This is a genomic window from Methylothermus subterraneus (assembly GCF_054656915.1).
Map to the genome: position 1 here is coordinate 36593 of NZ_BAAHXK010000009.1, position 25858 is coordinate 62450.

Consider the following 25858-nt stretch of genomic DNA (forward strand, 5'->3'; position numbering starts at 1 on the left):
ATGAAACGATGCGGGCTGCTCCTCCTGCCGGCTGTGCTTGGAAGCTGTGCCTGGCTGGTCCCCGACCGGGAACAGGAATACCGCAAGGTGCGTCCCTTACCGGCGCTAAAGCTTCCGGCCGAGCTCGATACGAGCCCGGCCTTGACCGTCCAGCCGCCTGCTGCCCTGCCCGAGCAACCTCCATCCGCCGCGCTCTCTGCGCCGGCCAACGCCCCTTACATCGAACTCGATCTGCCTTTCGCCTCCGCCTGGGCCAGAACCCTCAAGGCTCTTAACTTGCTCAAGCTCGAGCCGGTCGGGCGCGATCTCAAGGCAGGCCACCTGGAGCTAATCTATACCCAAGAGAAGCAAAACCTCGCCGAGGACCGCGGCTTGTGGGAGGACTTGCTCTACTTCGTCACCGGCAAGGCAATGCGCGAGGAGAAATACCTTTTACTGCTCGAACCCATAGACGATAGAACCCGCCTTTACCTCCTGGACCCCGAAGGCCGACCGCGCACCGATCCAAGCACTTTGCACCTGCTCGAACGGATCAAACAAACCGTAGCGACTGTAAAACCATGACCCTGCTGCTTCCCGGCCCGTGCGCTTTTTCCCCACGGCGTCTGAGTAAACTCTTGGCCGCGCTGCAGACCCAGCTTCCCGAAGTTGAAGCGCTGGCGGCGCGTTTTGTGCATTTCCTGGAACTCAAGCGCGAGCTGACGCCAGAAGAAACCCAAGTTCTGCAGCGCTTGCTCGCCTACGGCCCGGCTCCCAAAGCCGACTTTGACGGCGAGTCCTTCTGGGCCGTACCGCGCCCCGGCACCCTCTCCCCGTGGTCGAGCAAGGCCACCGATATCCTCCACATCACCGGCCTTGAAGCGGTGGAACGGATCGAGCGCGGGGTCGAATACCGCATCGCCTCCAGGATCCCGCTCAAGAACCTCAAGCACCGCCTTCTGCCCCTCTACGACCGGATGACCGAAGTGCTCCTGGCCGAGGGCGAAGAGATCCACTTGTTCGGCCACCCGCCGTCGGCCCCGCTGGCCACCATCCCCGTGCTCGCTCAGGGCCGCGTGGCGCTAGAACGAGCCAACCGAGAACTGGGATTGGCCCTTGCGGACGAGGAAATCGATTACCTGCTCGCCTGCTTTCGCGAGCTCGGGCGCGACCCGACCGACGCCGAGCTGATGATGTTCGCGCAGGCCAACTCCGAGCACTGCCGCCACAAGATCTTCAACGCCCGCTGGACCATCGACGGCAAGCCCCAGGCGCTGTCTCTGTTTGCCATGATCCGCTCGACCTCTCAAGCCCACCCTGGCGGAATCTTATCGGCTTACCGCGACAACGCGGCGATCATCGAAGGGTCCGTTGCGGCGCGCTTGTTGCGCGACGAGCAGCACCGCTACCGCTACGTGCAGGAACCGGTTCATATCTTGATGAAGGTGGAAACCCACAACCACCCGACCGCCATTTCCCCCAATCCGGGGGCGGCGACCGGCGCCGGGGGGGAGATCCGCGACGAAGGCGCCACCGGCTTAGGTGGCACGCCCAAGGCGGGGCTGACCGGGTTTGCCGTCTCGCATCTGCGCATCCCCGGCTTTTTAAGGCCGTGGGAGAACAACGACCCGGGCAAACCCGAGCGCCAAGCCTCGGCTTTGGAAATCATGCTCGAAGGGCCGATCGGAGCCGCAGCGTTCAACAACGAGTTCGGCCGCCCCAACCTCTGCGGCTTTTTCCGCACCTTCGAGCAGGCCGTGCCCGACACGCAAAACCGCCACTGGCGCGGCTACCACAAGCCCATCATGCTCGCCGGCGGCCTCGGCAACATCCGCGAAACGCACCTGCACAAGCGCGCGGTTCCGCCCGGCGCGCTCATCGTCGTCCTGGGAGGGCCTGCCATGCTCATCGGCCTCGGCGGTGGCGCGGCTTCCTCCTTGGCTTCCGGTCAGGCCAGCGCGGAGCTGGATTTTGCCTCGGTGCAGCGCGCCAACCCAGAAATGCAGCGCCGCTGCCAAGAGGTCATCGAACACTGCCTGGCGCTGGGCGAGGCCAACCCGATCCTGGCGATCCACGACGTAGGCGCCGGCGGGCTCGCGAACGCGGTTCCGGAAATCCTCCACCAAGCCTCGCGCGGCGGCAAATTCGAGCTGCGTCAGATTCCCAGCGCCGACCCCGGCCTGTCGCCCATGCAGATCTGGTGCAACGAGTCCCAGGAGCGCTACGTCCTGGCCATTCGCCCGGACTCTTTATCCTGGTTTGAGCGCGTCTGCCGGCGCGAGCGCTGCCCCTTTGCGGTCATCGGCTGCGCCACAGCTAAACAAATCCTGCGCGTTCACGACCGCTGGTTCGACAATTACCCGGTGGACGTGCCGCTGGCGCTGTTGTTCGGCAACCCGCCGCCGAGGCACCAGGTCGCGGTCCGCCGGCCAAGCCGCGCCTTGAGTTTCGATCCGGCCGAAATCCGCCTGGAAGAGGCGATCGAGCGCGTGCTGAGCTTCCCGACGGTGGCCTCCAAGGGCTTTCTCATCACCATCGGCGACCGTTCGGTGACCGGTCTGGTCGCCCGCGACCCGATGGTCGGCCCCTGGCAGGTGCCGGTCGCCGACTGCGCGGTCACGGCTACCGGGTTTTTGAGCTTCACCGGCGAGGCGATGGCGGTAGGCGAACGCACCCCGGTGGCGGTTCTGGACGCGCCGGCCTCAGGCCGGCTGGCGGTGGGAGAGGCGCTCACCAACCTGGCGGCGGCCTACGTCGGCGCGCTCCGTGAGGTCAAGCTGTCGGCCAACTGGATGGCGGCCTGCGGGCATCCCGGGGAGGATGCGGCCTTGTTCGACACCGTGCGCGCGGTGGCGCTCGAGCTCTGCCCGGCGCTGGGGCTGGCGATCCCGGTGGGTAAGGACTCCCTCTCCATGCAGACCATCTGGCGCGACGCCCAAGGCGAAAAAACGGTGACCGCCCCGGTTTCGCTGATCGTCTCGGCGTTCGCGCGGGTGAGCGACGTGCGCCGCACCTTAACTCCACAGCTTCGCCGCGACGCCGCTACCGTGCTCCTCCTCATCGACTTGGGTCAAGGCCAAAATCGCCTAGGCGGCTCGGTGCTCGCGCAAGTCTACGGCGGCCTGGAGATCAAAGGCCAAAACGCCGTCCCCGATCTGGACGACCCCAAGCGATTCAAAGCCTTCTTCGAGACCATTCAGGAGCTCAACCGGCAAGGTTTGGTTTTGGCCTACCACGACCGCTCCGACGGCGGGCTCTTGGCCTGCTTGTGCGAGATGGCGTTTGCCGGCCGTTGCGGTCTGGAGATCGATCTTACTCCGTTAGGGGATAACCCGCTCGCCGCCTTGTTCTGCGAGGAACTGGGGGCGGTGATCCAGGTCCGCCTGGACGATTTGCCGCAAGTCCAAGCCCAGTTGGCGCAGGCAGGACTAGGCCACCTCAGCCACGTGCTCGGCGCGCCCGCTGCCGAGCACCAAGTGCGCTTCCACCACCGGGGCAAAACGCTGTTTTCTGCCCCGCGCGCCCGCTTGCAGCAGCTGTGGGCTGAGGTGAGCTTTAGGATGCAGGCGCTGCGCGATAACCCAGATTGCGCCCGCGAGGAGTTTGAAGCCATCGCCGACGACGCCGATCCCGGCCTGCACGCGGTCCTTAGCTTTGACCCGCAGGAAGACGTCGGCGCGCCTTTTATCGCTACCGCCCGGCCGCGCGTCGCGATCCTGCGCGAACAGGGGGTGAACGGCCACGTCGAGATGGCGGCGGCTTTCGACCGCGCCGGGTTTGAAGCCGTGGACGTGCATTTGTCCGACATTTTGGAGGGACGCTACGGATTGGACGGATTTAAGGGCCTGGCAGCCTGCGGCGGGTTTTCTTACGGCGACGTGCTCGGGGCCGGCCGCGGCTGGGCCGCGGCCATCTTGTTCAACTCCCGCGCTCGCGACGAGTTTCAAGCGTTCTTCCAACGCCCGGATACTTTTGGCCTTGGGGTGTGCAACGGCTGCCAGATGCTGGCCCAGCTCAAAGAGCTGATCCCCGGCGCCGAGCACTGGCCGCAGTTTGTCCGCAACCTGTCCGACCAATTCGAAGCGCGCCTGGTGCAGACGGAAGTCCTCCCCTCCCCTTCGGTACTGCTGGCCGGCATGGCTGGTTCCATCCTACCGGTGGCAGTCGCCCACGGCGAAGGCCGGGCGGAATTCTCCGGCGATCCGCAGCCACTCGTGGCTAGCGGTCTGGCGTGCATTCGCTACGTAGACCATTACGGCCGCCCCACCGAGCGTTACCCTTACAACCCCAACGGCTCGCCGCTCGGGATCTGCGGCTTGACCACAACCGACGGCCGCTTCACCATCCTGATGCCGCATCCCGAGCGCTGTTTCCGCACCGTGCAGTACTCCTGGCATCCTGAAGATTGGGGCGAGGACAGCCCCTGGCTGAGGCTGTTTCGCAACGCGCGCCGCTGGGTCGGTTGATTCTTGACCCGCCGCCGCCTTTCGTTGTAAACATAAAACAACGCGAGAGGGGTGGCTGTCATGGCGAGCGGTGCGCTGTTACCGCGGTTTGGCTCACGCACCGGATACCGGCGGCAAGTCGAATCGCTGCTGGCCGAGGCCGATATTCGGATCGGCGGGAGCCGGCCTTGGGACATCCAGGTGCACGACGAGCGCTTCTTCCAGCGGGTACTGGCCGAGACCTCGCTGGGCTTCGGCGAAGCCTATATGGACGGCTGGTGGGATTGCCGGCAGTTGGACGAGTTGGTCTGCCGCATCCTGCGCCGTGGCCTGTTAGGGAGAGTGCGCTCTTGGCAAGACGCGTGGACCGCGCTCAAAGCCAAGCTGCTCAACTTGCAACATCCCCGGCGCGCGTTTCAGGTCGGCGAGCGCCATTACGACTTAAGCCTAGACCTCTATCAGGCGATGTTGGACCGCCGCCTGATCTACAGCTGCGCCTACTGGAAGGCGGCCGACGATCTGGACGCCGCCCAGGAAGCCAAGCTCGACCTGGTCTGCCACAAGCTCGGGCTCAAACCCGGAATGCGGGTTTTGGACATAGGCTGCGGCTGGGGAGGGGCGGCCAAGTTTCTGGCCGAGCGCTACGGCGTGGAGGTGTACGGGGTGACCGTCTCCAAGCAGCAGGCCGCCTACGCACAAACGCTGTGCCAGGGCTTGCCGGTCACCATTGAGCTTAAAGACTACCGCGCCATCCAAGGCAAGTTCGACTGCGGCTTTTCCATCGGCATGTTCGAACACGTCGGGGTCAAGAACTACGCGGCTTATTTCGACGTGGTCCGCAGGTGCTTGCCCGAGGAAGGGCTGTTCGTGCTCCACACCATCGGCGCCAACGTGTCTTCCGACCACGGCAACCCGTGGGTGACGCGCTATATCTTCCCCAACTCCATGCTTCCTTCGCTCGCCCAGATCGGACGCGCCATCGAGGGACGCTGCATCGTCGAGGACCTGCAGAACTTCGGCCCCGACTACGAGCGCACCTTGCTTGCCTGGCACGCCAATTTCGAGCGCGCCTGGCCGCGTTTGCAGGCCAAATACGACGAGCGCTTCTTCCGCATGTGGCGTTTTTATCTCTTGAGCTTTGCCGGCGCCTTCCGCGCCAGGCACCTGCAGCTTTGGCAGATCGTCTTAAGCCCCCGCGGGCGCCCGCGGCGCTACGACGCGCCGCGCTAGACCACCTTGAAGTTGCGCATCATGTCGCCGTCTTCGTGCTCCAGGTTGTGGCAGTGATAGACGAACAGCCCCTTGTAGTCGCGAAACGGCATGATCAAGCGCACGCGCTCGCCCGGCATCACCAACACGGTGTCTTGATAGCCTTCGTTGACCAAGCCTTCTTTAACCGTTTCGTACCCGGCGCCGCTGTGGACCCCATGCCCGGTAGGCGCAACGCGCTCGACGATCTGGAAGTACTCGCCGTGAAAGTGCATGGGGTGGGCCATGTCGAGCATCTGCGCCATTTGCATCGCGTCCATGCCGCCCATGCCCATTCCCCCCATCTGGCCGTGATCCATTTCCATCCGCCCCATGCCGCGGTGATCCATCTGCCCTCCCTCCGCCATCGCGTGAGGACCTTCTGCTGCGCCGGGCTCCATCGTCCCGGCTTGCCCGTGGGCCATGCCTTCGCCGTGGAAGTGGAAAATCTCGATTAACTGGAAGGTCCCCAAGGGGATGGTTTCGATCGGCAAAGCTTCGGTCAGCTCGAAGCTCCTGCCGTTCAAGGTGAAGCGGCGCCCGCGCATGCCGATCGCGACCGGCCTGGGGCGATCGGGATTGGCCGTATCCTCGATCCGGTAGCGCGGCACGCTCCGCAGCCGGTCCGGGAGTTCCAGGTTGCTCGGCGCGGTGCGGGTGACCGCAAAGCGCGCGATCGCAAAGCGGCTGCCGGCGGGGATATGGCGCATGAACATCGCCATCGCCCCCATTTCTTGCATCATCCCGCCCATCCCTCGCATCATGCCACCCATCCCACGACCGTGCCCGGCCATCATCCGCATGTGCTGCTCGTACATGGCGGGCATGACCCCGGAATATTCCAGGCTTTCCAGAATCACCTCGCGGCCTTTGGCGTTCTGGAAATCGCGCCAGATTTCATAGCGCTCGCCCGGCGAGATCACAAGATACGGCCGGGTCACGGGCCTCTCCAAAAGACCGCCGTCGGTGCCGATCACGGTGATGGGTTCGCCGTCGCTCCAGGCGAGCTTATAAACCCTAGAATTGGAACCGTTGAGGAGACGGAAGCGATAAGCGCGGTTTTCCACCTCCATGGCGAAATCCGGCCTGCCGTTGACCAGGATGCGCTCGCCCAGAAAGCCGATGATGCCGATCGGCCCGCGGTTGTCGTACCAAAGCTGGTTGTCGGCAGTAAAGGTCCGGTCCTGAATGATGAGCGGCAAGTCGTAGTCGCCGCGCGGCAGAGGCAAAGCCAGCTCCTCTTCGTCCTCGACGATGAACAGCCCGGCCAAACCTGCGTAAGCTTGCGCGGCGGTGGCGTGATGGGAGTGGGGGTGAAACCAGTTCGTGCTGGCGCGGTTTTTGACTTCGAATTCGTAAAGATAACTTTCTCCCGGGCCGACTTCGTAGATGGGATGGGCGTCCATCTCCGAAGGCGTATGCACGCCGTGCCAGTGTACGATGTGGTTTTGCGGCAACCGGTTATAAAAACGAATTCGGACCTTTTGCCCCGTGCGGAACTTGAGGATAGGGCCTAAATAATTCTCCTTGAGCGGGATCACCGCTTGAGGGTAGCCTTTGAGAACCTTGGCTTCATAGCGCCAAACCCGAGTCGGCGCCCCAGGCAGAATGGGCACCTGATCGACCTTGGCCACGAGCTCGAGCTCTACGTCGGGGGAAAATTTTCCGCACGGAGGACCCGCTTTTTCGAAGGCTTCTTTTTTGAGCACGATGGGAAAAGCCGGGGCCGCCGCGAAGGCGGCGCCCACGCCAAGCGCTTGCAAAAGCCGCCGCCGCTTCCAATCGATCTTGTCGCTCATGCTCGATCTCCTCTTCAACCTTCGGATTCAACCTGACAATTAGGATATGCTAATGCACTCTACCAGCCAAGCGTTCGGTAACGCAAGCTTTTTTAGCTTAGACCTTGCGCCAGGCAAAATTATTTACCCCGCCAGCGCCTACAGGTCTCGATCAAGGCGCGGGTGGAAGCGTCGTGGGCGCCGATCTTGCCCCCCTCCAGCTCAGGCAGGATCGCCTTGGCCAGCTGCTTGCCCAATTCTACCCCCATTTGATCGAAGGAATTGATGTTCCAGATCGCGCCTTGGACGAAGACCTTGTGCTCGTACAGGGCGATCAAGTGCCCCAAGGTCTTGGGCGTCAGCTTGCGGAACAAAAACAGGGTCGATGGACGGTTGCCCGGGAACGTCTTGGCGGCGGCCAAAAGCTCGAGCTCGTCCGCCGGCAGATCTAAGGAAGCAAGCTCGGCTCGCGCCTCATCCAAGCTCTTGCCTTGCATCAAGGCCTCGGCCTGGGCCAGGCAGTTGGCGAGCAGGATCGCGTGATGCTCGCCCAGTTCATGATGGCTTTCGGCGGCGACCAGAAAATCGCACGGGATGAGCTGGGTGCCCTGGTGGAGCAATTGGAAAAAGGAGTGCTGGCCGTTGGTCCCGGGCTGCCCCCAAATCACCGGCGCGGTCGAATAATCGACGGGCTTGCCCTGGAGATTTACGCTCTTGCCGTTGCTTTCCATCTCCAGCTGTTGCAGGTGCTCGGGCAAATAGCGCAAATAGTGGTCGTAAGGTAAAACCGCATGGGATCTCGCGCCCCAAAAATTGATATACCAAATGCCCAACAGCCCCATGAGCACGGGGATATTGCGCGAGAAAGGCGCGGTGCGAAAATGCTCGTCGACCTCAAACGCCCCTTGCAAGAGTTCCTCGAAGCGGTCCATCCCGACGGCCAAAGCGATCGACAAACCCACCGCCGACCACAAGGAATACCGCCCGCCGACCCAATCCCAAAACTCGAACATGTTTTCCGGATCGATGCCGAAGGCCTGGACCGCGGGGCGGTTGGTGGAAATAGCCACGAAGTGCTTGGCGATGGCGTCTTCGCTCCCCGCCCCGGTGAGCAGCCACTGCCGGGCCGAATGGGCGTTGGTCATGGTCTCCTGGGTGGTAAAAGTCTTGGAGACCACCAGGAACAAGGTGGTTTCCTGATTCAGGCCCTTGAGAACTTCCAACAGATCCGATTCGTCCACGTTGGCGACGAAGTGGACTTTGAGATCCTGCTTGTGATAAGGGGTCAAAGCGCAAGTGGCCATCCTAGGCCCCAGGTCGGAACCGCCGATGCCGAGATTGACCACGTCGGTGATCGGCTTGCCGCTGAAACCGCGCCACTGGCCGCTGCGCACCTGCTCGGTGAAGCGGCGCATCTTGTCCAATACTTGCCGCACCTTGGGCATCACATCGCGGCCGTCCACGAGGATGGGCCGGCTAGAGCGGTTGCGCAGCGCCACGTGCAGCACTGCGCGGTCCTCGGTGCGGTTGATTTTGTCGCCGCCAAACATCGCCTCGATACGCGCCGCCAAGCCACACTGCTCGGCCAGTTGCACGAGCAACCCCAGCGTCTTGTCGGTAATTAGGTTCTTGGAGAAGTCAAATAGAATTTCTCCTAGGCTTAGGGAAAAACGCTGAAAGCGATCCGGATCGCGGGCGAACCAGTCGCGCAGGTGTTGGCCCTCGATTTCCCGGCGATGTTCGGCCAGGGACTTCCAGGCAGGCAGAGCAGTCGGCGTCGTCATCGGCTTTAACCCCCATCGAAAATAAAACCGCAACCATGGTAAACCAACGCCGTCTTTAAGGAAAACGGGGGCAGGCGTTTCATCGCTTGGGTCATGAACGCCGATTCGATTGACGGTTTGCAGAGCGATCGGGGACAATTTGCTATCGATTTTGTCAAATTTTCTTACACGCAAGCGGGCTTTGAAATTTATCTTATTGAAATACAAAGAAAATTTTATCTTGGCGCAAAACCTGCAAGCTTTATCCCAGGCATCTTAAGACAAACGAGGCGGTTCGATGAAATCTCTCTCAGGTTATTGGACGATAGGCAAACTCCTGTTGGGAATCTACTGGCTGGTAATGCGCCAATGGTGTTATGTAAGTTACCGTAAGCTGACCCAGCGGCTGGGGAGCCGGGGAACGGTGACCACCCCATAGATGCCAGATGCCGGCTCCGGGCAGCTTGTACGTCGTCGCCACGCCGATCGGCAACTTGGGCGACATCACTTTGCGGGCGTTGCAAACCTTGCGCGAGGTGGATTTGATCGCGGCCGAAGATACTCGCCGCGTGCGGCGCCTGCTCGCCCATTACGGGATTTCCAAGCCCACCTGCTCGCTGCACGCTCATAACGAGCAGGCCAAGACCTTAGCGCTGATCGAGAAGCTCCAAAGCGGATCGAGCATCGCCCTGGTCTCCGACGCCGGCACCCCGCTCATCCACGACCCGGGCTTCCCGCTGGTGGTCGCAGCGCAGCGCGCCGGCATCCCGGTGATTCCTATCCCCGGCCCCTGCGCCGCCGTCGCCGCCCTGTCGGTGGCGGGGCTTCCCACCGACCGGTTTGCGTTCGAGGGTTTTCCACCTCGCGCTTCCAGCGCCCGCCGCGCCTATTTAGAACCGCTGCGCGATGAACCCCGCACCCTCGTGTTCTACGAGTCCAGCCATCGCCTGGAGGCGTTTCTCGCCGATCTGGCCTTAGTCTTCCCGCCCGAGCGCCGGCTGGTGATCGCCAAGGAGCTCACCAAGCTCAACGAGCGGCTGATCTCCACCACCGTCGCCGAAGCCCCGGCGCTTTTCCAGCAGCAACCGGAATGGCAAAAGGGCGAGTTCGTGCTGGTGCTGGAGGGCGCGCCTTCGCCTTCCCGCGAGGAATTGACCGCAGACCCGCTTCGCGTTCTTAGGCTATTGCTTCAAGAATGCCCTTTGCGCACCGCCGTCTCCCTGGCCGAAAAGATCACTGGCGCGCCGCGCAAGGCGCTTTATCGCGCCGCCTTGGCCTGGCAAGACAAAGCGCACAAACCTGAAACTTTGCCTTAGGTTTCTGGTTTAATATTAATAGAGAGTCGGCCGGGCAATCGCTCCTGCCTTGCGCAGGGGAGGAAAGTCCGGGCTCCACAGGGCAGGGTGCCAGGTAACGCCTGGACGCCGCGAGGCGATGGAAAGTGCCACAGAGAACAGACCGCCGATGGCCTTTTTGGCACAGGCAAGGGTGAAACGGTGCGGTAAGAGCGCACCGCGCGGCTGGCAACAGTCCGCGGCACGGCAAACCCCACCTGGAGCAAGATCAAGCAGGGAGCTGGGAGTTTTCCCGCGTGTGGCCCGCACGGCGCTCCCGGGTGGATCGCTTAGAGGAATGATTGCCCTCGACAGAACCCGGCTTACAGGCCGGCTCTCGCTTCCCCTTTAGGCTAAACTAAGGCGGGAAGAACGACTTTTTCCAAGAGAATTTCAGCGTGTCTGCCCATCTGACCGATCCCGAGCGCGTTCAAGCCTGGCTGAATGGACTCGCCAAGCTCGACCTCGACCCGACCGCCACCCAACTCATCGCCCGACTGCAGGCGCTTGGCAAGGCGCAACTTCCCCTGCCGCAACGCGAGCGGCTGCTCAAACTCCATCAACCCTTGGCAATCCAGCTCAGCGAGGCGCTGGAAAGCCGCCTGCTCGACTCCGCCCTGCCTTTGTCCGACCCGGATCGAAAGACCGCCCATAAGCTTTTGGAGCTGAGCCGGCAAATGACCATCAACTACCTTCAAGCGGTCCTCGCGCCGGGGTTCCTCGACGCGCCGGCGTCCAAACTTAAACCTTCGCTCACCCTCGCACACGCGCTGGACTGGCTCGCGCGCCTGGCGCGCCACCGCGCCCAAGTCTACCACCCGCCTGGGGAAGGCTTTTGGAAGACGGTTTATCGGGTTTATCGGCTGTTGGAAACCCACGCCCTCCTGCCGCCTGCGCCCGGTTCCGGAGAGATCTCGCCCTTTCGCGCCCAACTGCTGCGGGTTCTGCTGTTTGCAAGCTGCGGCCCGGGACGTTTTAGACCGCGGGAGTTGCAGCGCATCGACCAACTTTTGGCGCGCTTTGCCGGATATGCGGAAATCCACCGCCGGCCCGCCGTACCCGACCAAAAAGCGCGTTTTTTCTTCGACTGCGAAGCTTCTGCCCCGCCGCGCGCGCTCAAGCTCCTGCCGTCGGAGAACCGATCCCGCCCCGGCTTGCGCTTTCTCTATCCGCACCCGGTCGTCCAGCGGCTGCTGGAGTCGGTCTCTACCCCCAACGATGGGCAAGCGCCCCGAGAGCAAAAACTGGCGCTGCGCCTTGCGCACGTTCTGGGCGCCCCGAGACAGCGCAAGTGGCGTAGGATGCCTGAGCAAAGAGAGTGCCTTTTGCTCGTAGGGCTTGCGGAATTGATCGCGGCGCTGCTTAAAGAGGGACAGGCCAATCAGGAACTAATCACCTTGCTGCCCAAGTCGCCGCCCGCCGCAGCCGATGCTGAATTTTCAGCCGATTTCAAGCTCTTGCCGCTGGAAAGCGAGCCGGCCCAACGCAATGACCTGCGCTCGGAGGCGAGCGCTTTCCAGCAACTTGCAGAATCCGCCCAAAGCGACGCCCAGGCCCTTTGGACGCGGTCTTTAAACCCCATCCCAGGCCACGGCAAAATCCGTTTCCCAGGCCGGTTCGCCGACGTTTGCGCCCAAGGCTACTGCTTGATCTGGCTGGATCGCGCTTGCACCCAGCTTAAGATAGGCGAAATCCTGGGGATCAACCACACCCAGGGAGAAATCGAAGTCGGCGCGATCCGATGGTTGCGCCAGGAACCCCAGGGAGAAATCGCCGTCGGGGTGGAACTGTTAAGTTTTGCCGCCAGCTTGGTCGTGGTCAGCCTGCCTATGGACTTAGCGCCCCCTCGGCGGGAATGGGGGCTGCTCCTTCCGGCCCAGCCCGCCATCGACCGCCCCGCTTGCCTGCTCGCCCCGGCCTGCCGTTGGCGGAGCGGCCAATGGGTGGAAATCTATCGCAGTCGGGTAAACAAGCAAACCTACAACCTAAAGCAGCGCCTCGACGCAACCCCCGCTTACGAGCTGTTCGCGTTGGAAAACATCGGCGGCTAAGGCTTGCGCATTGCCGATCGCCGAAGCTTCGGACTACAATCTGCGGCGCCGGGACGGATAAAGTCAAAGCACAAAATGTCAGAATTTTTTACACCGAGGGCAGCATCCAATCCAGCCCAACGGGAGGTTCAGCAAACCCATGAGCGCGGTCGCGTTTGACACCTTAAAGTTCGCCAAACGGTTGAAAGAGGCCGGCTTCAGCGAGCAGCAGGCGGAAGCTTTAGCCGAGGCCGAGGCCGAGCTGTTTGAGGCGCACCTGGCCAGCAAGCAGGACATCTTAAATCTTGAGCGCCAAATCGAGGACACCCGCGCTGAACTCAAGCGCGACCTCGCCGAGGTGCACCGGCGCATCGAGGAAGTCCAGGCCGAGCTCAAACACGATATCGCCGAGACCCAGCGCCGGATCGAAGAGATCCGCGCCGAGCTCAAGCGTGAGATTGAGGAAGTCCGCGCCGAGCTCAAGCGTGAGATCGAGGAAGTCCGCGCCGAGCTCAAGCGCGAGATCGAAGCCGTGCGGACTGAACTTAAACACGACATCGCCGAGGTGCACCGGCGCATCGAGGAAGTGCGCGCCGAGCTCAAGCACGATCTTCAGGATCTGGAATACCGCATGGTGATCAAGCTGGGCGCGATGCTGGTGGTCGCGGTGGGCGTGGTCGCGGCGCTGGTCAAGCTGCTTTGAATGTCAGCAATTTTTACAGCGGGAATTTCATGCCGGCGCCAGAAGACCACCGAATTTATCAAAGCGCATCGAGCCGAAGGGCCGGCGGAAGTTATCTCAAGGCAGGCCGCCGGTGGCGATCGAGCTTTGCGAATGGACTTGAGGCTTTGCGCCGCTGGAAAAGCGCTTAGCCGGCTTTTGGCCCGGATGCAACCGGCCTCGGGGCGGTACTCGCCGCCTGGGGGCGCGTTTAGGGAGGACGTTAACGTGTCAGAAAATTTTACACCGGCAACTTCGTTCCTGCCGCGCGTGCAGGCCTTTGAGTTCTGCGACCAACCCTGGCTTCCCGGGCCGATCCGCGAAGGCTTCATGGACTGCCTCAACGCCATCCACCGGCTCTGGCAGCCCTATCGCCATATCGCCCCTATCGTCTGCCGCTTCGCCCAAAGCGTGGGCGCTAGCGAATTGCTCGATCTGGGGTCGGGGGAAAACGGGTGTCAGAGTTTTTTACAAAATCGCCCCTCGCTTTTTGCGGTGCGCTGCAAAAGGCAAAACTCTCCTTATGAATCAAGAGATTAAATTATTGGCATGAATACTGCTAAATTAAAATTGCGAAGATTTTTCGCACGGTATAAAACCCCTAAACAGAGGTAACAGCTATGAATCTCAAAAAACTAACAGCCGCTTTGGGACTGAGCATGGGGCTTACGGTGGCCGGGCCCGCCAACAGCCTGCAATTATGGTCCTTCCAAGACGATGACATAGACTTCTTGTATCGTCCCGGTACCGGTCTGATTAATCCAAATACTTGCTCTGGTACCGCTTGCGATATCCAACAAAACGACGTCCTCATCTCCGTTTTCACATTCAACACGTTTACCAAAACCCCTGTTGATCCACTTGGCAATCCTATTGGGCCGGCGCAGAACGGGATTCCTTCCGGCAAGGAAGTCACTGGAATCGCTGCGATTCAGCTAAACAGCGATCCTGCTTCAAACAGTTGGAACTTTGTGCCTTACAGCGGCGGGCTGAACGCCATCCTGGCGTTGGGGGACGGTCCGGATCCTACCGTGCCCCAAGGGAATGCAGGGGAAGGAGCGATCGCAGCCTTGTTCATCAACAACGGCGATCCTAGCGACGTGGTAGGAGACGGAAACGATACCGGCGAGGATCGGGATCTCATTTTGGATAGAAGCAAGCTGGCTGGCGCCACCAACTGCTCCTCGCTGGCAGACTGCATCGACGAAGCAAGCAAGGGGACTCTCCTACAGGTAGACGGCTTCTTGGGCGATCCGGACGAGTTTTGGACCGCCACTATCCTTGTATCTGGTGCTAGAAACATCAAAACTGCTTTGGGGCTGAACAATAACCTCCCCATCGTTAGCGTTGCCTTCGGCTTAAGCACCATTTATAACGCAGTTGAACCAGTGATTTTACATAACATTTTAACCGGCAGGCCAAGCCTATTGTGCACAGGGGGAGCCGATGGGTGTGTAAACCTCACGGGCAACTCCAACGTAACGGGTGGGCAAGGCCTCAATGACAACGGGGCTTTTGCGCACTCCACCACGATCAATATGCAAAAATACGTCCCCGAGCCGGCCACCTTGGCCCTGTTTGGCGCCGGCCTCTTAGGCCTTGGGCTGCGGCGGCGTTTGGCCTGAGCGAAAGTTATTTGGCTTTAAGACAGCCCCCGTTGTGGGGGCTGTTTTTTTAGAAAAGCCGCTTGGCAAGCATTCTTCGGCGCAGCCTCTGCAAGGGGCTTTTCATCCCCCAGGGGTAAGTCCGCAAAGAAAATTTCCTCAGCCTAGGGTCGAACTGATAGACGGCAGGGACCGCAAGCGGGGGGAATTTGCCGGTCAAGAGGTTGGCGACCTCGGCGGCGATCGCTCCGGCGATCAGAAACGGCGCCGCCCCCACCGAAGGCAGCCGGCCTCCTGCCAGGCTGATTTGCTCGCGGTTCAGATAGCGCAGAGGATAAAGCTTAGGACAAAGCCCGGCGATCCAGGCGATCAGGCGCTCGCACTCGCTCAGGCCGGGATGAAAATCAAAATACTCCTCAAAACTCATTCCCTTGGGATCAAAGCACAGCATGGTAAACCCAAATCCCAAAGGCGGGGCGGTCAGCACCCAAAGCCCTCTCTCACGTGCTTTGGAATAGAGCAGGAAGCGCTCCTCGAAACAGTAAAAATCGAGCGAGTCGATGACCACGTCCGCTCCGTCGAGAAAGCTGTCAATATTTTTAACACCAATGCCCTCGTCCAAGCGGCGGATCTCGGCCTCGGGGTTGATCGCCTGAATGATCTCGGCGGTGACCTCGGCTTTGTTGCGCCCGATCGTGTGCATGAAGGCCCCGGCCTGGCGGTTGAAGTTGGCAAGTTCAAAGGTATCCGGGTCGGCGAGGGTGAAGCGGCCTATCCCTAAACGCGCCAACGCCTGGGCCTGGGCGCCGCCGGTGCCGCCGAGACCTGCGATCGCCGCGCGGGCCTTTCTAAGGCGCGCTTGTTCCTCGGCGCTCAAAAACCCCAAGTTGCGCGAAAAAGCGGTGGTATAGTCGAAAGCCGTCATGTTTGCGCAATAATCCAACCATCGTTTGCAGTATAGCCCAATCCGGCCGACTGATAGATGAAGTTAGGGTAAAATTAAAAAAAAGAAGATTGGATTTGGGTCAAGTCATGAGCGCGGTCGCGTTTGACACCTTAAAGTTCGCCAAGCGGCTGAAGGAAGCCGGCTTCAGCGAGCAGCAGGCGGAAGCTTTGGCCGAGGCCGAGGCCGAGCTGTTTGAGGCGCACCTGGCCAGCAAGCAGGACATCTTAAATCTTGAGCGCCAAATCGAAGACACCCGCGCTGAACTCAAGCGCGACCTCGCCGAGGTGCACCGGCGCATCGAGGAAGTGCGCGCTGAGCTCAAGCGCGATATCGCCGAGACGCACCGACGCATCGAGGAAGTGCGCGCCGAGCTCAAACACGACATCGCCGAGCTCAGGCGCGATCTTAAAGACTTAGAGTACCGGATGGTGATCAAGCTCGGCAGTTTGCTGGTGGTCGCGGTGGGCGTGGTCGCGGCGCTGGTCAAGCTGCTTTGATCGCCACGGCCCATCCAACCCGACTTGCCACCCAGCTGCAAAAATCAGCTCAGCGAAGCTCCGCCTCGGCTTCGTCCAGGTACCTGGCTGCCGGCTCGGTGCGCTTGTAAAGTTCCGGCACCCACGCCTCGCCCCAGAACAGAAAACAACTGGTCTCCCCTTCCAGGATCAGCTTTCTGGCTTTGGCCAGCGCCTCCTTGCCGCGCGCGGACAGCCGATTTTCCTGCGCCTTGAGCCGCCAGTAGCGGGCGCTCGTCTGGCAGATTTTCTCCACCGCCCGCTTTTGGCTGTCCGTCCCCGCCCACTGCGAGAAGTCCATCCCGGAGGTCGCCCCCACGTTCCAAGCGCCGGTGCGCACGGCGGCCGTCTCGATCGGCGGATGCTCGCGCAGGTACTCACCGATAGTCACGGGGCGAATGGGGGAGCGGCCGGCGCGCACCGTCTCCATGTAGGGGGCGAAGAAACGGCCGAAAAACCCCGATTCCTCGTGCATCTGCCGGAACCAGCCGCCGTTTTCGCCGTCCGACCAGGTGGTTACCAGGCGCGGGGCGTTAGGGTGCGGCGAGTGGCTGAGCTTGTGGGTTACCTCGTTGAAGAACCAGTTGGGATCCAACCCCGACTCCTGAGCGTTGGAGAGGTCGCGGTCGCGCGGGACGACAGTGATGGTCGCCCCGCCGTAGCTCGCCCGGTAAGGCTGGTAAATATCGACTGCCCCGCTTTGGGGTTGAACGTGGACGCCGTCCACCACCACGTATTCGTAGCCGGCCTTGACCAGAGCCGGGATCATCTCCATGCAGAACGCCATCTCCGGCGGCCAGAAGCCTCTGGGGGCGCGCCCGAAAACCTGTTCCACAATCCGGCGCCCGGCCAGAAGCTGGTCTTCCCAATCGGTCTGCGGGATCAAGGGGAAAATGGGGTGGTAATAGCCCATCCCGATCAACTCGATCGTGTCGGCCTGGGCGTAGCGTTCCAGCATCTTGGGGAGGTCCACAAACTTCGAGCAGCGGGCGATGATTTCCGGGTCTTGAAACTGCTCGAGCAGGACGCCGGAAAACCCCACGTGCAGGCGCGCCACGTCGCGGTATTGCCAAGCATAGCGCACCGCGCGCTCGTAGCAGCGGATGATCTGCTCGGCCTCCCAGGGGTTGCTGTCGAGCAAAAGCTTTAAGTTCCCCGGCGGCTGGTGCATGTGTAGCCCTAAGGCGTGCAAGATCGGTCCCATAGTTCTCTCCTTTGCGCAAATTACGCCCAAACTAAAGCCAGGCTGCCGTCCGGCTCAAGTTTCACTGCGGTGCCAAGGCGCTCCCCCTCGCGGTTCAAAGTCTCAACCAGCCATCTTACCCCTTCCTCGGGGGCGCGGTGAATCTGAAACTTACGCACTTGCGTCGGAACCATGCGTAGGCTAAGCAGCCTGCCGCTTTTGACCTCGAGGGTGGGAAAATACATCAGGCCCAGGTCGCTGCGGTATTCCTCGTAGCCGCCTATGCCCTCGTAATCGTTCAAAAAGTCCCCGCAGCCGTAGAGGATCAGTTTGCCGCGGTAGACCTCGATGCCTTTGACGTGATGGGAGGAATGGCCGTGCACCAGGTCCACTTCGGCCTCATCGATCAACCCATGGGCGAACCGGCGCTGGGCGTTTGGAATCGCAAAGCCAAAGTTGCCTCCCCAGTGCAGGGAGACCACCGCCACGTCTCCCGGACGTTTGTAGGCGCGCACCCTTTGGGAAACGCCCGCCAGGTCGGCTGCGGACAGATCCTCCAGCACGTTCACCCCCGCGCGTCCAGGCCCTGCCGCCCATTCCGAGGGCACGCCGCTGTCTTTGGTGCCATAAGCGAACACCAGCACCCTGGCCTTGCCCGTCTCCAGGATAGCCGGCGCCCCCGCTTCCTCGGCATCGCGGCCGGCGCCGGCGGTGGCGATACCGACGCGGTGTAAGGTGGCTAGGGTTTCAAGCAGCCCTAATCTTCCCCAGTCGAGCACGTGGTTGTTGGCGAGCACGCCGCAGTCGATGCCAAACGCCTTAAGCACCTGGACGTTTTCAGGATGCATGCGGTAGTGGATGCCCTTGCCCGGCCAGGCCTCGTCCGAGGTGGTGACCGCGGTTTCTAGGTTAACGATGCGCAGATCCGGCCGGATCTTCGCCAGCTCCGCAAGCGCCTCGCCCCAAACATAGGCGTAATCTACCGGTTTGGGAATAGGGCCTGAGACCTGTTCGGCCAGCTCGACGTAGCCAAGCGCGGAGCGCATGTAGGGTTCAAACAGCTGCGGCCGGCTGGGATGGGGCAGGATCTGGTCGATCCCGCGCCCGGTCATCACGTCGCCGCACAAAAACAGAGTCAAAGGCGCGGCGGCCTGATCCTTGCGTATTCCTGCCAAAGCGAGTCCGGTCACGGCCGCCAAAAACTGGCGCCGATTCAATTGAGCGCTTCGACCACGACCGGAGCCACGCCGTTCAACCGCAAAGCCTTGGCCGCGCCATAGGAAAGGTCGATCAGGCGACCTTTGACAAAGGGTCCGCGGTCGTTGACGGTAACGATCACGGAACGCTTGTTTTTAAGGTTGGTGACCTTCACCTTGGTCGGTAAAGGCAGCGTGCGATGGGCGGCGGTCAAGGCCCTAGGGTTGAAGCGCGTGCCCATCGCAGTACGGTCGCCGGATTCCCAGCCGTACCAGGAAGCGAGCCCGCGCTCGCGGTAGCCGCGCGCGCTCTTGAGAGGATAATAGGTGCGGCCGCCGACGCGGTAGGGGCGGTTGTAGGCCGCTAAAGGGCGATGGCCAGGATCGCCGTAAAGTACCGGTTTTTTCGCGATCCTGCCGTGATCCAGAGTGGTACAGCCGCTCAGCAGCAAAATGGCGACCCCCAGTCCCGATTTCAAGCCCCAGCCTGTCGGCCTTCTAAAAAGTTGATCAACATTGCCTTTCATGGATACCTCCCTTGCTGCGGTGGCTCCAGCCTAACCATAATCACCTAGCGGGTTTTGTCAACCCTTGGGTTTAAAAGGACTTGCAAGAAACTAGCGGTGATAGGCTGGGCTCAGTTCGTGCACCGCCTCGACCATCGCTTCCACGTGGCCAGGATCGGTGTCTGCCAAGATTCCGTGCCCGAGGTTGAAGACGTGGCCGGTACCCGGGCCGAAACGATCCAAAATCTGCGCCACCCTAGCTCGGATCGTCTTAGGGCTCGCGTACAAGACGATGGGATCGAGATTGCCCTGCAGCGCCACTTTATCCCCGACGCGCCGCCTAGCTTCTCCAAGGTCACAGGTCCAGTCCAGCCCCAAGGCGTCAAACCCGGCCTCCGCCATCGCCTCCAGCCACAATCCCCCGCCTTTGGTGAACAAGATGGCCGGGATCGCCTTGCCGCCGGGATTTAAAGTGAGCCGCTCGCGCACCTGCCGCGCCGAAGCTAAGGCAAACTCAAAATAGTCCTGGCTGGCCAGCACTCCGCCCCAGGTGTCAAACAGCATCACTACATCTACGCCGGCGGCGATCTGCGCGTTCAGATAATCGGCCACGGCCACCGCCAGCTTGGCCAGCAGGCAGCGCATCAGTTCGGGGCGGTCGTAGAGCAAGGTTTTGACGCGCTTGAAATCGCGGCTGCTGCCGCCTTCCACCATGTACGTCGCGAGCGTCCAAGGGCTCCCGGCAAAGCCGATCAGCGGCACTTTGCGGTCAAGCTCCTTTCGGATCAGCCGCACGGCCTCCAGGACGTAGCCGAGCTCGACCTCCGGGTCGATCTGCGGCAGGCGGGCGATGTCTTGTTCGCTGCGGATCGGCCGCTCAAACTTTGGCCCCTCGCCTTCGGTAAAGCCCAGGCCCAACCCCATCGCCGCCGGGATGGTGAGAATATCGGAGAACAAGATCGCCGCGTCCAAACGAAATCGGCGCAGGGGCTGCAAAGTGACCTCGCAAGCCAGTTCTGGGTGGGTGCAAAGATTCATAAAACTCCCGGCTTGGGCACGCACTCTGCGGTATTCGGGAAGATAGCGGCCCGCCTGGCGCATGAACCAGACGGGAGTACGCGGCACGGGGCGGCGAAGCAAAGCGTCGAGCAAAATCGTCACAAAAGCTCCCTCATGGATTGGTACGGGCTGCGCCTTGAATCGATTTAAACCGCCAGATCGAGGCTTGGCCGATCTCCGGCGGCAGCTTGCGGGTGGCCTGCTGCACCTCGTCTATACTGGAAAACGCTCCGTACAACAGGACATACCCGTTGCCCTTGGGATAATAAGCCAGCGGGCGGAGTTTGGGGTGGCGCCGGGCAAATTCGGCCAACGCTTTGGGGTCGCGGAAAAAGCCGATCTGCAGCGCAAAACGGGAAGAGGGCTGCTTGAGCACCCACTCCCGCGGCTGGATTCCGGCGGTTTTGGCGACTTCCGACGCCGCGTCTTGGGTTTTAGGAGGTTCGCCTACCGGCTTTTGAGCTTCCGCCGCCGGCGGTGATTTCGGAGGCGCAGGCGGCGATTTCTCCACCACCGGCCGCCCCTCCTTCGCTTTGACCGCTTCCGCCGCCGGCTTTCGGACCTCCGTCGCCTGCGGCTTGGAAGAAACGGATGGAGCTTTCTCTACCGGCAACGCCGGATTGGGCGGCGGCAATTCGCTCTGTGGCGCAGATTCATCTTTTGCTTCCTTTTGGGCTTCCTCGCCCGCCGCGACCTCAGCTGCAGGCGCCTGAACGACCACCGCCACCGGCTCGGTGATTTCACCTTGAGCTTTCTCAGGCGGCTTCGGCGCCAAAGGGGATGGGGGGGCAGCAACCCCCGGCGGGGCAGACGCCGCCATCGGATCGGCGCTTGGCGCGGGAGAAAGCGGCAAGACCGACTCGCTCGCGTGCTGCCTCGACTGCCAATAGGTCACCGCAACAACGGCGATCCCTACTACCCCGAGCGCCAGATAAACCGGTTTGGCCAAGGCCAAATGCCAGCGCAGCGGCGGTCTGCCGAACAATTCCACCACCTCGTGCTGAATCCAGCCTGGCACTCCGTGGGTGCGCCTATAGATTTCCTGCACCAGCTCCGGGTCGGGCTCCCCGCTCCGACCGCGCTGCAGCCACAAGCGTTCGAAGTAATCGGCGCACTGCTGCTCGCTCAAAGGGGGCAATTCGATCACCTGCGCCTCGCCCACCGCCCACGGATCGCTGACCGCCTTAAGATGCAGCTCATCGGGGCGCAAGGCGGCGAGCAGACCTAAATCGGCGGTTTGGACGGCAAAGCGGCAGATCGCATCGAGCACGCCCGGAGCCAGGCGACCGGCGTCGTCCAACGCCAGCACCACGACCTCGCGTTGGCCCTTGGCCGCCAAAGCTTCAGCGAGCGCTTTTTGCACCTGCTCTAAGGTCGTCTGCGGGGAGGCGGTAAGCGAAAAAACCCGCCACTTCGGCGGAGGATGGTCGCGCAACCGGGCAAGAAACGCGGATTTGCCGATTCCTTCCGGTCCGGACAAAAACACCGGCTGCTCCAGATTGCCCAGAAGATGCACGAGCAAGTCGTATTTTTGCTGGCGCTCGGGGGAGAGAAAATCGTATCCCCCCGCGGCGTGGGAAGCCTTTGCACTATCCACGTCAACAAAAAGTTCTGCGGTACTCATCTAAGGTCGCTTTGAGAATTTCTCCTGGGACCGGCTGCGGCAAGGCGGCCCGTCCGAGCGTTTCTAACAGGATCAGGCGCAGCTTGCCGTCGAGGTTCTTCTTGTCCACGGCCATCCACGCCAACCACTGCTCGCTGTCCAAGGCAGGCGGCAAGATCGGCAGCCCCGCACGCTCGATCAGAGCCACGATGCGCTCGACCTGCGCCAAGCCGATGAGTCCCAGCCGCCGCGACAACTCCGCCGCCAGGCACATTCCGATCGCCACCGCCTCGCCGTGCAGATAGCGCCCGTAACCGGTGGCGGCCTCAATGGCGTGGCCAAAAGTATGGCCGAAGTTCAAGATCGCCCGAAGACCGGATTCGCGCTCGTCGGCCCCCACGACTTCCGCCTTGATCCGGCAGGAACGCTCGATGGCGTACGCCAGAGCCTGCGCGTCGCGGTTTAAGAGCTTAGCCATATTTTCTTCCAACCAGGCAAAAAAGGCCGCATCAGCAATCAGACCGTATTTGATCACCTCGGCGAGGCCGGCGCGCAGTTCTCGATCCGGCAAGGTATCGAGCGCCTGGGTGTCGGCGATCACGCATCGGGGCTGATAAAACGCCCCGATCATGTTCTTGCCCAGCGGGTGGTTCACTCCGGTCTTGCCGCCGACCGAGGAATCGACCTGGGCGAGCAGCGTGGTCGGCACCTGGATGAAAGCGATCCCGCGTTGATAGCAGGCGGCGGCAAAACCGACCAGATCGCCGATCACCCCGCCGCCCAAAGCGACCAGCGTGGCGTTGCGGCTAAAGCGCTTTTCCAAAAGGCGATCGAAAATCCGCTCGACCGTGGCCAAAGTCTTGTAGCTTTCTCCATCCGGAAGCACAAGCTCGGCTTTGCTCGGCGCCTCGATCGCGTCCATGACTTTTTCTAGATACCACGGCCCGACCACTGTGTTGGTCACGACCAAGACTTGCTGGCCGGCCAAATGGCGATTGAACAGCTCGGGCCGCGCGAGCAATCCCGCGCCGATATAAATCGGATAACTGCGTTCGGCCAGCTCAACGATCAAGGTCTGCATAAGCTTGCTGGATTTTTTTGGCCGCCTGCCGGCTGGAACAGGACCCCGTATCGACGATAAGATCGGCGATCGCCTCGTACAGCGGCGCCCGCACGATCATCAGTTCGGCCAAGCGCTTTTTGGGATCGGGGGTCTTGAGCAGCGGCCGTTGATCGTCTTTCGCCGTGCGTTCCCATTGCTTGTCCACCGGGCATTTTAAATATACGACAAACCCGTGCCGGCGCAACAGCTCGCGATTGTCCTCGCGGAGCACTGCCCCGCCGCCGGTGGCCAGCACGATGTTAAAGCGCCTGACCAGATCGACAAGCGCCTCGTGCTCGCGCCGCCGAAACCCTTCTTCTCCCTCGTACTCGAAGATCAGGGGGATGCTTACCCCAGTGCGGCGCTCGATCTCCCGATCGCTGTCGTAGAACTTAAGGCCCATGGCTTTGGCCAACAGGCGGCCGATGGTGGTCTTGCCCGACCCCATCGGGCCGATCAAAAAAATATTGCCCCCGCGTTTCATCGTAACAGGATAACAAAAAGGCCAGGTCTATGCCTGGCCTTGAAAGCGCCGTTTCGCAAACGCTCAATCCAGCTCGGTGGCCGAAAGCACCTCAAGCAGCAAGCGGCCCTGGTCTTCAAGCAGGCGCAGCGTGCCGGCGTAATAATGGCCGTTGTAGAAGGCCAAGGGAACGTGGACGATGTCGCCTGTAAGCGTCGCCCGCAAGGCCTGGCGCCGCAGGGAGTCGACATCGTTCCCCGCCACCGCGGTGCCGAGCGGCTCGATGCGGATCAGCTCTAAAAACGGCTTGCCGCCTTCGCGGATCAGCCTGAGCTCGGCGCCGTATTCGACGCCGTTGATTTCCACCACCGGCACCTGCACCCGGTCCTCGGCCAGAAGCTGGCTCTGCGCGCTGCTTCCGGCCAGGGCGGGGGTCAGGCCGGTCTGGACGACTTGAAGATCGTATTGGTCGTCGCTGAAGGGTTCAACCACAATTTTTTCTTCTGTAATCTTCCTGTCTATCAACTTGGTAGGATCGTTAGGATCGGGGATCTTCCCGCACGCCACATTCTTTGCAGTCTGCACCACGCTACCGTCTTGCTGCCGCTTCAGCGATGCCGAGACCGCCAAGTAGTAGGTCCCCGGCTCTTTGAGCCCGATCTCGAGTTTGCGGCTGGCGCCGAAAGCCGGGTCGATCACGCCCATCAGCGCTGAATCCAATAATCCCTTATTCAAGGACAAATACAGATGTTTTACCGACGAAGTGACCGGCTCATCCCCCACGCAAACGGTCAACGGCACCGTCTGATCGAGCAGGCTTTGGGTCAGCTTAGCGTTGAACACGTACACCACCCACGGCCCGGAATTTTGGGAAATCTGCGCGGCGCAGGCGGCGCTGCCCGGACACAGCTCGACGGAGAGGATCTCGTTGCCGGGGCTGTCGATCTTGAACAGATCGACGTCCGAGCCGTTGCGCAACTGGCCAACGAGGCGCACCGCCGAGGTCAAGGGGTTGGCGTCTTTGACGGCGTCGTTGGGTTCGAGTTCGACGTTGTGGAAGTTGGCGTTGGGGTTGCGGTCGCTCGGGTTCTGCAGGCCAGAGCCGGTGACGTTGAAGACGTAATCGGCGCGGGTGTCGTCGACCCCGGCGATGGCCAGATAAAACTTGCCCACGCGCTCGATGGTGGCCGAGAACACCAGGTCGCCGTCGGTCAGGCTTTCTCTTTGATCGAGCAGGTTGCCGGCGGCATCGAAGAGCGAAATCTTCCACTTGGCCGGTCCTTTGGGCATCTCTACGTTGATCACCGTGTTGGCCTGGACCGTGCGCAAGGCAAACCAATCTTCGTCTTCCTTGACGCGCAGTTGCCCGGCCACCGGCTGGCCGGGCACGATGGGATTGGCCGCGACCAAGCTGTCGTTGGGTTCGACCTCGCGCTGGGCCTGGCGCAGAAACTCGTTGCGGCGATCCAGCGGCAATTGGAGCGTATCGCCGCTCAGCTTGAACAGATAAGGGACGGGCGCGGCCGCCGGCGAGGACAATTGCACGAAATAATCCCCCGGCGCGCTCACCACCACGGTGAAGGTCTGATCGAACCCAGCGCTTTTCTGACTGGCCAGGATTCGGCCAAAAGCATCCAGGATCGTCAAGCTAAACTCCCCGCCCGAGCCAGGCAGAAACACCTCGACAGAGCCTGCCGCCGTCGCCTGGAGGCGGAAGAAATCGGGATCATTGGAAGCCACTTGCCCGCCGTGAAAGGTGCCGGGTTTTAAAGCCGTGGCTGTCTCGGGGCGGTCGTTGGGTTCGACCTCAATCAGCGCCCCCTCCGGCAGGCCGCCGGGACCGGTGAGCGGCGGGCCGATGCCGTCTCCAGAAAGGGTAAAAACATAGCTTGAGGCTCCCAGCGATTCGGCCACCAGGAAGACATCGCCAAGTTGCGGCAACGCCAACGCGAATTTACGGGTGTCTTTATCGCTGCTTTGAAAGCGCGCGAGCACCTGGCCGCTGGCGCTTTGTAAGCTCAGCTGCAAGCCGCGGCGCTGCGGTGGGAGTTCGAGCGTGGCCGCAGTGCCGGCCTGAGTGACGCGGAACCGGTACCAGTCCTGGTCGCCGCTTGCCTGAAACGCCCCGCTTTGGGGTTGGCCGGGAATCAGCGGGGTTGCAGTCTGCGGCGTGTCGTTGGGCTCGACCTCGGAAAGCGGCGTGACCGCCCCGCCGGTTCCACCCCCGCCGGTTCCGCCCCCGCCGGTTCCGCCCCCGCCGGTTCCGCCGCTGAAGACACCGCCGGTCTGAGTGCGCAATTGGTCCAGCAGGTCGGCGTGGACGAAATTACTCACCCCCAACGCCAATCCCACCGCTATCGTGATCGCTTTTAGCTTCATGACC

Annotated in this window: 21 protein-coding genes and 1 other RNA gene; 11 read left to right on the forward strand and 11 right to left on the reverse strand. The window is 61.7% G+C overall.

From position 1 onward, the window contains the following. From bamC to cfa, 3 genes are read left to right on the forward strand one after another with little or no spacing between them, the layout of a single operon-like run. Positions 1-564 (forward strand): NlpB/DapX family lipoprotein, encoded by a 564-nt coding sequence (gene bamC, locus ACYQ3M_RS09075; protein ID WP_460035760.1) that lies wholly within the window; start codon positions 1-3, stop codon positions 562-564. Beyond that, a complete protein-coding gene (purL, locus tag ACYQ3M_RS09080) occupies positions 561-4445 on the forward strand; it encodes a phosphoribosylformylglycinamidine synthase (protein WP_460035761.1) in 3885 nt (1294 codons plus the stop codon). The genes bamC and purL overlap by 4 nt, the downstream gene beginning before the upstream one ends. Before the next feature lie 60 nt (positions 4446-4505). After that, on the forward strand, positions 4506-5654 hold the full coding sequence (gene cfa / locus ACYQ3M_RS09085; protein WP_460035762.1) for a cyclopropane fatty acyl phospholipid synthase: 1149 nt from the start codon (positions 4506-4508) through the stop codon (positions 5652-5654). Here the strand turns inward: cfa and ACYQ3M_RS09090 are convergent. Continuing rightward, entirely contained in the window at positions 5651-7471 is a 1821-nt protein-coding gene (locus ACYQ3M_RS09090) for a multicopper oxidase family protein (protein WP_460035763.1), read from the reverse strand. The two genes, cfa and ACYQ3M_RS09090, sit on opposite strands and share 4 nt — an antisense overlap. A gap of 119 nt (positions 7472-7590) precedes the next feature. Next, complete coding sequence (pgi, locus tag ACYQ3M_RS09095) at positions 7591-9234, reverse strand: glucose-6-phosphate isomerase (protein WP_460035764.1); 1644 nt, start codon at positions 9232-9234, stop codon at positions 7591-7593. A 277-nt stretch (positions 9235-9511) separates the two neighbouring features. Between pgi and ACYQ3M_RS09100 the strand changes: the two genes are divergently transcribed. The 7 genes from ACYQ3M_RS09100 to ACYQ3M_RS09130 all read left to right on the forward strand — a co-directional run bounded on the left by ACYQ3M_RS09100 (position 9512) and on the right by ACYQ3M_RS09130 (position 14923). Further along, positions 9512-9652, forward strand: coding sequence for a hypothetical protein (locus ACYQ3M_RS09100; RefSeq protein WP_460035765.1), 141 nt, complete (start codon positions 9512-9514; stop codon positions 9650-9652). A gap of 7 nt (positions 9653-9659) precedes the next feature. Then, positions 9660-10529 carry a 16S rRNA (cytidine(1402)-2'-O)-methyltransferase gene (gene rsmI / locus ACYQ3M_RS09105; protein WP_460035766.1) on the forward strand — a complete coding sequence of 290 codons (870 nt, stop codon included), beginning with the start codon at positions 9660-9662 and terminating at the stop codon, positions 10527-10529. A gap of 22 nt (positions 10530-10551) precedes the next feature. Continuing rightward, an RNA gene (gene rnpB, locus ACYQ3M_RS09110) (RNase P RNA component class A) lies at positions 10552-10889 on the forward strand. Between the two features lie 56 nt (positions 10890-10945). Further along, the gene (locus tag ACYQ3M_RS09115) at positions 10946-12598 is read left to right on the forward strand and encodes a hypothetical protein (protein ID WP_460035767.1); all 1653 of its coding nucleotides are present in this window, start codon (positions 10946-10948) and stop codon (positions 12596-12598) included. Between the two features lie 139 nt (positions 12599-12737). Next, positions 12738-13280: a coiled-coil domain-containing protein gene (locus ACYQ3M_RS09120; RefSeq protein WP_460035768.1), complete on the forward strand. Its 543-nt coding sequence runs from the start codon at positions 12738-12740 to the stop codon at positions 13278-13280. Then, positions 13281-13838 carry a hypothetical protein gene (locus tag ACYQ3M_RS09125; protein ID WP_460035769.1) on the forward strand — a complete coding sequence of 186 codons (558 nt, stop codon included), beginning with the start codon at positions 13281-13283 and terminating at the stop codon, positions 13836-13838. 80 nt (positions 13839-13918) lie between these two features. Next, on the forward strand, positions 13919-14923 hold the full coding sequence (locus ACYQ3M_RS09130; RefSeq protein WP_460035770.1) for a PEP-CTERM sorting domain-containing protein: 1005 nt from the start codon (positions 13919-13921) through the stop codon (positions 14921-14923). Between the two features lie 49 nt (positions 14924-14972). On the opposite strand, the gene ACYQ3M_RS09135 is transcribed toward ACYQ3M_RS09130, so the two are convergent. Further along, entirely contained in the window at positions 14973-15827 is an 855-nt protein-coding gene (locus tag ACYQ3M_RS09135; protein ID WP_460035771.1) for a ThiF family adenylyltransferase, read from the reverse strand. A 107-nt stretch (positions 15828-15934) separates the two neighbouring features. On the opposite strand from ACYQ3M_RS09135, the gene ACYQ3M_RS09140 reads away from it, so the two are divergent. After that, entirely contained in the window at positions 15935-16345 is a 411-nt protein-coding gene (locus tag ACYQ3M_RS09140) for a hypothetical protein (protein ID WP_460035772.1), read from the forward strand. 49 nt (positions 16346-16394) lie between these two features. Here ACYQ3M_RS09140 and ACYQ3M_RS09145 read toward each other — a convergent pair whose 3' ends face one another. The 8 genes from ACYQ3M_RS09145 to ACYQ3M_RS09180 all read right to left on the reverse strand — a co-directional run bounded on the left by ACYQ3M_RS09145 (position 16395) and on the right by ACYQ3M_RS09180 (position 25854). After that, on the reverse strand, positions 16395-17567 hold the full coding sequence (locus tag ACYQ3M_RS09145; protein WP_460035773.1) for a glycoside hydrolase family 57: 1173 nt from the start codon (positions 17565-17567) through the stop codon (positions 16395-16397). A 20-nt stretch (positions 17568-17587) separates the two neighbouring features. After that, positions 17588-18763, reverse strand: coding sequence for a CapA family protein (locus ACYQ3M_RS09150; RefSeq protein WP_460035774.1), 1176 nt, complete (start codon positions 18761-18763; stop codon positions 17588-17590). Next, positions 18760-19269: a septal ring lytic transglycosylase RlpA family protein gene (locus ACYQ3M_RS09155; protein ID WP_460035775.1), complete on the reverse strand. Its 510-nt coding sequence runs from the start codon at positions 19267-19269 to the stop codon at positions 18760-18762. The genes ACYQ3M_RS09150 and ACYQ3M_RS09155 overlap by 4 nt, the downstream gene beginning before the upstream one ends. Before the next feature lie 90 nt (positions 19270-19359). Beyond that, positions 19360-20409, reverse strand: a complete 1050-nt coding sequence (gene hemE, locus ACYQ3M_RS09160; RefSeq protein WP_460035776.1) for a uroporphyrinogen decarboxylase — start codon at positions 20407-20409, stop codon at positions 19360-19362. Positions 20410-20419: 10 nt separating this feature from the next. Beyond that, positions 20420-21931, reverse strand: coding sequence for an SPOR domain-containing protein (locus tag ACYQ3M_RS09165; protein ID WP_460035777.1), 1512 nt, complete (start codon positions 21929-21931; stop codon positions 20420-20422). Further along, positions 21906-22991, reverse strand: a complete 1086-nt coding sequence (aroB, locus tag ACYQ3M_RS09170) for a 3-dehydroquinate synthase (protein WP_460035778.1) — start codon at positions 22989-22991, stop codon at positions 21906-21908. Before aroB ends, ACYQ3M_RS09165 begins: the two co-directional genes overlap by 26 nt. Beyond that, the gene (aroK, locus tag ACYQ3M_RS09175) at positions 22972-23496 is read right to left on the reverse strand and encodes a shikimate kinase AroK (protein WP_460035779.1); all 525 of its coding nucleotides are present in this window, start codon (positions 23494-23496) and stop codon (positions 22972-22974) included. Before aroK ends, aroB begins: the two co-directional genes overlap by 20 nt. A 63-nt stretch (positions 23497-23559) precedes the next feature. Further along, on the reverse strand, positions 23560-25854 hold the full coding sequence (locus ACYQ3M_RS09180) for a PPC domain-containing protein (protein WP_460035780.1): 2295 nt from the start codon (positions 25852-25854) through the stop codon (positions 23560-23562). Positions 25855-25858 lie beyond the last annotated feature (4 nt).

What these genes read in the sequence shown, in the direction of transcription:
- ACYQ3M_RS09180 (WP_460035780.1), bottom strand. Translation starts at nt 25,854, where the DNA reads ATGAAGCTAAAAGCGATCACGATAGCGGTGGGATTGGCGTTGGGGGTG.
- aroB (WP_460035778.1), bottom strand. Translation starts at nt 22,991, where the DNA reads ATGCAGACCTTGATCGTTGAGCTGGCCGAACGCAGTTATCCGATTTAT.
- purL (WP_460035761.1), top strand. Translation starts at nt 561, where the DNA reads ATGACCCTGCTGCTTCCCGGCCCGTGCGCTTTTTCCCCACGGCGTCTG.
- aroK (WP_460035779.1), bottom strand. Translation starts at nt 23,496, where the DNA reads ATGAAACGCGGGGGCAATATTTTTTTGATCGGCCCGATGGGGTCGGGC.
- ACYQ3M_RS09165 (WP_460035777.1), bottom strand. Translation starts at nt 21,931, where the DNA reads ATGAGTACCGCAGAACTTTTTGTTGACGTGGATAGTGCAAAGGCTTCC.
- cfa (WP_460035762.1), top strand. Translation starts at nt 4,506, where the DNA reads ATGGCGAGCGGTGCGCTGTTACCGCGGTTTGGCTCACGCACCGGATAC.
- ACYQ3M_RS09090 (WP_460035763.1), bottom strand. Translation starts at nt 7,471, where the DNA reads ATGAGCGACAAGATCGATTGGAAGCGGCGGCGGCTTTTGCAAGCGCTT.
- ACYQ3M_RS09120 (WP_460035768.1), top strand. Translation starts at nt 12,738, where the DNA reads ATGAGCGCGGTCGCGTTTGACACCTTAAAGTTCGCCAAACGGTTGAAA.
- pgi (WP_460035764.1), bottom strand. Translation starts at nt 9,234, where the DNA reads ATGACGACGCCGACTGCTCTGCCTGCCTGGAAGTCCCTGGCCGAACAT.
- ACYQ3M_RS09135 (WP_460035771.1), bottom strand. Translation starts at nt 15,827, where the DNA reads ATGACGGCTTTCGACTATACCACCGCTTTTTCGCGCAACTTGGGGTTT.
- ACYQ3M_RS09130 (WP_460035770.1), top strand. Translation starts at nt 13,919, where the DNA reads ATGAATCTCAAAAAACTAACAGCCGCTTTGGGACTGAGCATGGGGCTT.
- bamC (WP_460035760.1), top strand. Translation starts at nt 1, where the DNA reads ATGAAACGATGCGGGCTGCTCCTCCTGCCGGCTGTGCTTGGAAGCTGT.
- ACYQ3M_RS09140 (WP_460035772.1), top strand. Translation starts at nt 15,935, where the DNA reads ATGAGCGCGGTCGCGTTTGACACCTTAAAGTTCGCCAAGCGGCTGAAG.
- ACYQ3M_RS09145 (WP_460035773.1), bottom strand. Translation starts at nt 17,567, where the DNA reads ATGGGACCGATCTTGCACGCCTTAGGGCTACACATGCACCAGCCGCCG.
- ACYQ3M_RS09100 (WP_460035765.1), top strand. Translation starts at nt 9,512, where the DNA reads ATGAAATCTCTCTCAGGTTATTGGACGATAGGCAAACTCCTGTTGGGA.
- rsmI (WP_460035766.1), top strand. Translation starts at nt 9,660, where the DNA reads ATGCCGGCTCCGGGCAGCTTGTACGTCGTCGCCACGCCGATCGGCAAC.
- ACYQ3M_RS09155 (WP_460035775.1), bottom strand. Translation starts at nt 19,269, where the DNA reads ATGAAAGGCAATGTTGATCAACTTTTTAGAAGGCCGACAGGCTGGGGC.
- ACYQ3M_RS09125 (WP_460035769.1), top strand. Translation starts at nt 13,281, where the DNA reads ATGTCAGCAATTTTTACAGCGGGAATTTCATGCCGGCGCCAGAAGACC.